Source organism: Streptomyces hirsutus (assembly GCF_001418415.1).
GTDB lineage: Bacteria > Actinomycetota > Actinomycetes > Streptomycetales > Streptomycetaceae > Streptomyces > Streptomyces hirsutus.
The window spans coordinates 1-6,750 of sequence record NZ_LIQT01000445.1 but is presented as its reverse complement, the minus strand read 5'-3'; the positions used below and the strand labels follow the sequence as shown (position 1 = coordinate 6,750).

Annotated in this window: 6 protein-coding genes; 4 read left to right on the top strand and 2 right to left on the bottom strand. The window is 71.0% G+C overall.

The features are described 5' to 3' along the window. Positions 1-31: 31 nt before the first annotated feature. On the bottom strand, positions 32-1,690 hold the full coding sequence (locus tag AOK11_RS29985) for a catalase (protein WP_055596843.1): 1,659 nt from the start codon (positions 1,688-1,690) through the stop codon (positions 32-34). A 639-nt stretch (positions 1,691-2,329) separates the two neighbouring features. Here AOK11_RS29985 and AOK11_RS46480 point away from each other — a divergent pair. Continuing rightward, complete coding sequence (locus AOK11_RS46480) at positions 2,330-2,467, top strand: hypothetical protein (RefSeq protein ID WP_157869473.1); 138 nt, start codon at positions 2,330-2,332, stop codon at positions 2,465-2,467. A 205-nt stretch (positions 2,468-2,672) separates the two neighbouring features. Here AOK11_RS46480 and AOK11_RS29975 read toward each other — a convergent pair whose 3' ends face one another. Continuing rightward, a complete protein-coding gene (locus tag AOK11_RS29975) occupies positions 2,673-4,181 on the bottom strand; it encodes a helix-turn-helix domain-containing protein (protein ID WP_055596844.1) in 1,509 nt (502 codons plus the stop codon). 245 nt (positions 4,182-4,426) lie between these two features. Here AOK11_RS29975 and AOK11_RS29970 point away from each other — a divergent pair, with 245 nt between their 5' ends. From AOK11_RS29970 to AOK11_RS29960, 3 genes are all read left to right on the top strand, one after another. Further along, a complete protein-coding gene (locus tag AOK11_RS29970; RefSeq protein WP_055596841.1) occupies positions 4,427-5,047 on the top strand; it encodes an L-threonylcarbamoyladenylate synthase in 621 nt (206 codons plus the stop codon). A gap of 230 nt (positions 5,048-5,277) precedes the next feature. Beyond that, positions 5,278-6,033 carry a dienelactone hydrolase family protein gene (locus tag AOK11_RS29965; RefSeq protein WP_055596840.1) on the top strand — a complete coding sequence of 252 codons (756 nt, stop codon included), beginning with the start codon at positions 5,278-5,280 and terminating at the stop codon, positions 6,031-6,033. Positions 6,034-6,184: 151 nt separating this feature from the next. Then, positions 6,185-6,750: metallophosphoesterase (locus AOK11_RS29960; RefSeq protein WP_206188956.1), on the top strand; the 566-nt coding region annotated here is incomplete at its 3' end.

The window sequence follows — 6,750 nt, the reverse complement described above, 5'->3', positions numbered from 1 at the left end:
TGCACACCGTGCTGCTCGCCGGGAGAACCGCTCAGCGGCTCACCACATGCCGTTCGTCGGGGACGCAGTGGGTCATGGTGAGTCCCTCCACGTCGCGCGGCGGGTTGTCGCCGAGGTTGGCCAGCCGCTTGCGGTCCTCGTCCGTCAGGTCCTGGCCTTCCAGGGGCTTCAGATGGGCGATGTCCTGCGGACCGATGCCGAGGCCGTCGCCGACCCTGCGGCCGAGGTCGTTCTCGGCGAGGAGGCAGTGCCACACCATGCGCTCCTGCACCTCCCGGTCGCACTGGGAGAACAGGTCGACGAAGTTCTTGACCAGGTCGTCGCGCTCCCACTCCTCCATCAGGCAGTAGCGCTGCCCCGCCTGGAGGTAGTCGTTGGTGCGGAGGATGCGCTTGCGGGTGAGCCGGCCCCGGATTTCCGGGCCCTGGTCGTCGTGCGTCGGGTACTGGGCCTCCCGCAGGCCGCCGGTGATCGACGGCTCGTAGTTCACGTGCGGGTTCTCGCCTGTGCCGTCCTGGTGGTACGTCATCTGGCCGTCGCGCTGGTTGGTGCGCACCTCGGTGTTCTTGGCCTGGTTGACCGGCAGCTGGAGATAGTTCGGGCCGACGCGGTGGCGCTGGGTGTCGCTGTAGGAGAAGGTCCGGCCGACGAGCATCTTGTCGTCGGAGAAGTCCAGGCCGTCGACGAGGACGCCGGTGCCGAAGGAGATCTGCTCGTTCTCGGCGAAGAAGTTGTCCGGCATCCGGTTCAGCACCATCTTGCCCACCGGCTTCGGCGGGAAGTCCTGCTCGGGCCAGGTCTTCGTGTCGTCCAGCGGGTCGAAGTCCAGCTCCGGGTGGTCGTGGTCGTCCATCATCTGGACGAGCAGCTCCCACTCGGGGTAGTCGCCGCGCTCCACCGCCTCGTAGAGGTCCTTGGTGGCGTGGCCGAGGGAGTCGGCCTGCACGTTGGCGGCGTCCTCCTCGGTCATGGAGCGCACGCCCTGCTTGGGCATCCAGTGGTACTTGACGAGCTTGGTATCGCCCTCGGCGTTGACCCACTTGTAGGTGTTCACGCCGAAGCCCTGCATGTGCCGGTAGTCCGCCGGGATGCCGCGCGGGCTGAACAGGTTGACCAGCATGTGCAGGGACTCGGGTGTCTGCGACATGAAGTCGAAGATGCGCCGGGGCTGCTGCTCGAAGGTGACCGGGTCGGGCTTGAGGGCGTGGATGACGTCCGGGAACTTGATCGCGTCCCGGATGAAGAAGACACCCAGGTTGTTGCCGACGAGGTCCCAGTTGCCGTCCTCGGTGTAGAACTTCACCGCGAAGCCGCGCGGGTCGCGGGCCGCTTCGGAGGAGTCGCGTCCACCGATGACGGTGGAGAAGCGGATGGCCAGGTCGGTGCGCTTGCCCTGCTCCTGGAAGAGCTTGGCCCGGGTGTAGGGGGAGATCGGCTCGTCCCCCCACTTCCCGTACGCCTCGAAGTAGCCGAAGGCGGTGACACCGCGCGCGTGGACGACGCGCTCGGGGATGCGTTCCCGGTCGAAGTGGCTGATCTTCTCCAGGAACTGGTAGTTCTCCAGTGTGGCGGGCCCCCGAGCGCCGACCGTGCGCTGGTTCTGGTTGTCGTAGACCGGATGGCCCTGACGGTTGGTGAGTACCTTGCGGTCGTCGCCCGGAACAGGACCCCGGCTCGAAACGTCCGTCATGTCTGTGGACTCCTTCGGCTGCTCATGACTGGTGGCGGGCCGGAGCACGGTGGCGCGGCCGCGGGCCGGTCGCCTTCGACTGCGCGGGAGCTCCGGTGTCCCGGCAGCCCCGTGTCCCTTTCCCGGTGTCCCCGGTCTCCCAGGAACCGCGTGGTCACTCACGCGTCGGTGGCCCGCTCACTGAACGTCCGCCGCCCGACGGCCGGGCCCGCGCGCCTCGCGCATGTCCCGCCGGGAGCTTGCGTACGAGGGCCATGCTGCCGTGCATCACGGAGACCGGCGACTCGGAGCGGTGGCGGCCCGCTGCGCCCGCCGTACGGCCGGGGCCGCAGGGACTGCCGGGACCGCCGAGGCGGCCAAGGCGGTGACGGGTGGGACAGTCGGTGTGTCCGGTGGCCGGCGGTGTACATCGCGCCCCCCTGCGGACGGTGTTGACCGGAGCACCGGTGTACAGGCGCTCGACGAGGTCGGGTCGGTGAGGAAGGACCGGCCGAGGGTGATGAGGCCGGCGGCGGTGGACCGGGGGCGGCGGAGCCAGGAGCTGTACGCGGCGGGCTGTGCGGCTCGCAGATCGCCGAGCTGCCGCCCTGCGTGCAGGACGGCGACGGAGGGCCGTCCGAAACGGCGGAGGCCCTCCTGGTGAGCGAGCCGACGGTGGAGCGGGACCGCGCCGATCGCATGATCGAGGACCTGCGACGCTCCCGCACGCTCCTGGACGCCGTCATCGCGGCGGCGTCGTCGCGTCGGACGGCGGAGCCGATCCGGGGGACACCGTAGACGTACACGGCGCACGGGAGCGCGACCGGTCCCCCGTTCCGGTCGTGCTCCCGCGGCACGACGAACCTATGTGAATGGCGACGCGGCTGTGTATAGCACCGGTGCCCGCTGGGACGGCCGCGGGACTCAGCCGTGCACAACTGAGTCCGTTACGACCCGTTTCACCCCGTGCGAGCCGGCCGGAACGGGGCCGGCGGACCGTCGTTCACCCTGGTGGGGACGTGGGCATCGGGCCCGCGAACACCGGTGTCTCCAGGTCTCCCAGGGCCAGATGGGCGAGCACGACCTCGTACAGGTCGGTGCCGGCGGCCAGCAGTTGGCGCTCCAGGACCGGCTCGGCACTGCGTACGTGCTCCCGCACGGTCTGCGCGTGGACGCCCAGGAGCTGCGCGGCCCGCTCGGCGTTGCCGCCGGCCGCGATCCAGGTGCGCAGCGTGCGGCGCAGGGGACGGGCGTCCCGGTCCAGGCGTTCCAGCAGTTCTCCCGCCCAGGCGCGTACGGCCGGCCCGGACACCAGGTGGGCGAGTCCGGGGACGGGCGCCTCGAAGGCGCTGCCCGCCCGGCCGTCCTGGAGGTTGAACTGGGTGTGCAGCGCCAGGTGCACGACGGCACGGGCGGTGAGGTCGTCGAAGTCGGCGCCCAGCATGTTCTCGACGCGTTCCATCCGGGCACGCACCGTGTTGCGGCTCACGCCGAGGATCTTGGCCGTGTTGACGGCGGTGAACTCCAGGCCGAGACGGGTGGTCGCGAGGAGCTCGGCACGTGTGTGGTGCGGCACCGTGTCCAGGGGGCGCAGCAGCCGGGCGGTCCAGCCGCGCAACGCCGTCGGGTCCATCAGCCGCTCGGGATGGGTGCGTTCCGCGTACACCGCCGTCTTGTCCGGGCGGAAGCGCGCCACGGCGAGGGCGCTGACGGCCTGCCCGTACGCGGTGGCGGTCCGGGCGAGGCTCTGCCAGACGCTGCCGCCGAGGAAGGTGTCCGGATGCCGTTCGACCAGGGCCTTCAGATCGCCGGCGGTCGCCTCGCGGGGGCTGACGACGATCACGTGCCTGTCCATCGCCGGGCACCGTACGACCAGTGCCTCCTCCTCCGTGCTGTCCAGGGCCTCCTCGGCGAGGCGGTCACGGCGGGCGGGCTCGGACTCGACGACGTAGACGCACGCGGTGTCGGCCTCGAGCAGGCCCGGCCAGAGCCCCGCGGCCACCCGGCGGGCCGCGACGGTGTCCTCGACCATGAGCAGTTGGAGGATCGCCAGCCGCAGGTCGGCGCTGGCCCGACGCAGCCGCTGCCCGGCCGCGGTGGTCTCACCGGCGGTCAGCAGCAGTTCGATCACCTGGGCGGTGTGCGTGATGACGTCGGCACTGTGCCGGTCGAAGGGGGTGTCCCGGGAGACTGCCAGCGCCCAGGTCCGGGAGGGGTGCCCGACCTGCACCAGACGCAGGTGCCGCTCGCCGTCCTCCCAGGCCGCGGAGGCGATCCGGCCGGAAGTGACATCGGCGACGAGGTTCTCGTCCAGCGCCAGCCCGGTTCCGGCGACGAGCGTGCCGGTGCCGTCCCGGAGTGCCACCGACCCGTGCACGGTGCGGGCGAGCCAGTCGACGACCCTGCGGACATCGCGGCCCGCCGGCCGCAGGTGCTCCAGCAGTTCCTGCGCCCACCCTGACTGTTCACCGGCCGCCGCCGGCTGCGGGATTCCGTCCTTACGGGCTGCCACCTCGGTCTTCCCCTCGTACGCCGGGTCTCTTCGGCCCGGCACCGGACGTTACCCCACGCATGCGGCCGGTTCATGCCGGGCGGAGGGGGTGAAGGGGAAGCCCTGCACGACGTCGGCACACCGTCGACACGCCGTCGGCACACGGACGGTCCACGGCCGGGACACGGACGGGTACGGGACCGGGGCACGGACGGGTACGGCCGGGGATGTGCGGTCCCGCCGTGCGGTCGGCATAAGCTCGGTGAATGGCGAAGTACTTCGACGTGCACCCCGACAACCCCCAGCCGCGCACCATCTCCCAGGTCGCCGCGAGCATCCGCGACAACGCTCTGATCGCGTACCCCACCGACTCCTGTTACGCGCTCGGCTGCCGGCTCGGCAGCCGGGAGGGCATCGACCGGATCCGTACCATCCGCAAGCTGGACGACCGGCACCACTTCACTCTGGTGTGCCGGGACTTCGCTCAGCTCGGCCAGTTCGTACGGATCGACAACGACGTGTTCCGCGCGGTCAAGGCTTCCACGCCGGGCAGCTACACGTTCATCCTGCCCGCGACGAAGGAGGTGCCGCGCATGCTCCAGCATCCCAAGAAGAAGACCGTCGGCGTGCGCATCCCCGAGCACGTCGTCACCCAGGCACTGCTCGCGGAGCTGGGCGAGCCCCTGCTGTCCAGCACCCTGCTGCTGCCCGGCGAGGACGAGCCGATGACCCAGGGCTGGGAGATCAAGGACCGGCTCGACCACGTGGTGGACGCGGTGCTCGACTCCGGGGACTGCGGCACCGAGCCGACCACGGTGATCGACTTCTCGGGCGGCGAGGCCGAAATCGTACGGCGGGGCGCGGGGGACGTCTCACGGTTCGAGTGAGGGCGACGCGGTGAACTGCCCCGATACGGGCCGCCGGATCCGCGGGAGCGGTGACGAACGTACCGGGGCGCGCGCAGGTTGTCCCAAAGAAGCGCACCTTGAACCGTGTTGGACCGGGCAGAGCCGAAGTGCCGGACCCGGGACATGTCACGATGGGGCATGATCCGCCCCGCCCGTCGCGGGGACGGCCCCGTCCGACATCCCGCAGAGCAGAGAGGCGCCCGCCGGCCATGACCGCCGTACAGGGAAGCACCGTTGACATCACCACCGAGGACGGCACCGCCGACGCGTATCTGACGCATCCCGCCGACGGGGGTCCCCGGCCGGCGGTCCTGTTCTACATGGACGCCTTCGGGCTGCGGCCGCGGCTGCGGGCGATGGCCGACCGGCTGGCGGAGGCCGGGTACACGGTCCTGGTACCGAACGTGTTCTACCGCCATGGGCGCAGTCCGGTGGTCGAACTGCCCGAGTTCATCGACCCGGTGGCGCGGCCGGAGATCTTCCGACGTATCGGGCCGATCCTGCAGGAGCTGACGCCGGAGCTCGCCATGCGCGATGCCGGCGCCTACCTGCGGTGGCTGGCCGGCCATCCCGCGGTGGCCGGCGGCCCGGTGGCGGTGACCGGCTACTGCATGGGGGCGGTGCTCTCCCTGCACACGGCGGGCACCTACCCGGACCGGGTGGCGGCCGCCGCGGGATTCCACGGGGCCCGGCTGGCGTCGGACGCGCCGGACAGCCCGCACCTGCTGGCCGACAGGATCACCGCGGAGCTGTACTTCGGTCACGCCGACCAGGATCCGTCGATGCCCGAGGAGCAGATCGAGCGGCTGGAGCAGGCGCTGACCGCGGCCGGGGTCCGGCACCGCTGCGAGGTGTACACCGGGGCCCGCCACGGTTACACGCAGGCGGACACCGCGGCCTACGACAAGGAGGCGGACGAGCGCCACTGGACCGCACTGCTGGACCTGTTGAACCGAACCCTCTGACGAACCTGCCGAACCTCGCTCCCCGAGAGCCCTGTTGAGGGGAACCGACCGAGAAAAGCGGTCAACGCCTCATCGGACGGACCAAGTTCGCGCATACCGCTGTCCACACCCGTTCTCCGGCCGTCCGCGGCAGCGTTGTTACGGTGCTCCGATGTCAGACTCTTCACGCGACACGGCCGAGGGCGCCGGCTGGGGCACCGGGCAACGGGGCGAGTACCGGCGGCTGCTGCCGCCCGGGGCCGAGAAGATCTCCTGGTTCGACCCGCGGATGCTGTGGGCCGCCCGCAACGGGGTCCTGGCCTCCTGGCTCGGGGACCCGACGGGCCGCATCCGCAGCCGGTGGGTGGCCCAGCGGACGGCGGCCGGCGCGCCCGCCGACAAGGTGATCCGGCACGACGGTCCGGACCGGTTCTCCTTCCTCGTCATCGGCGACACCGGTGAGGGCGGTGAGCCCCAGTACGCCGTCGTACCGGGGCTGTTGAAGGAGGGCCGGGACACCGCCTTCACCGTGCTGGCCAGCGACGTGATCTATCCGGTGGGCAGCGCCGACGACTACGGCGACAAGTTCTTCCGCCCGTACCAGGAGTACAGGGCGCCCATCTACGCGATACCCGGCAACCACGACTGGTACGAGGACCTCGACGGGTTCATGCGGGTCTTCTGCGACGACGCCCCTCCCCTGCCGTCCGAGCCCGCCCCGCGTCCCCTCACCCGGGC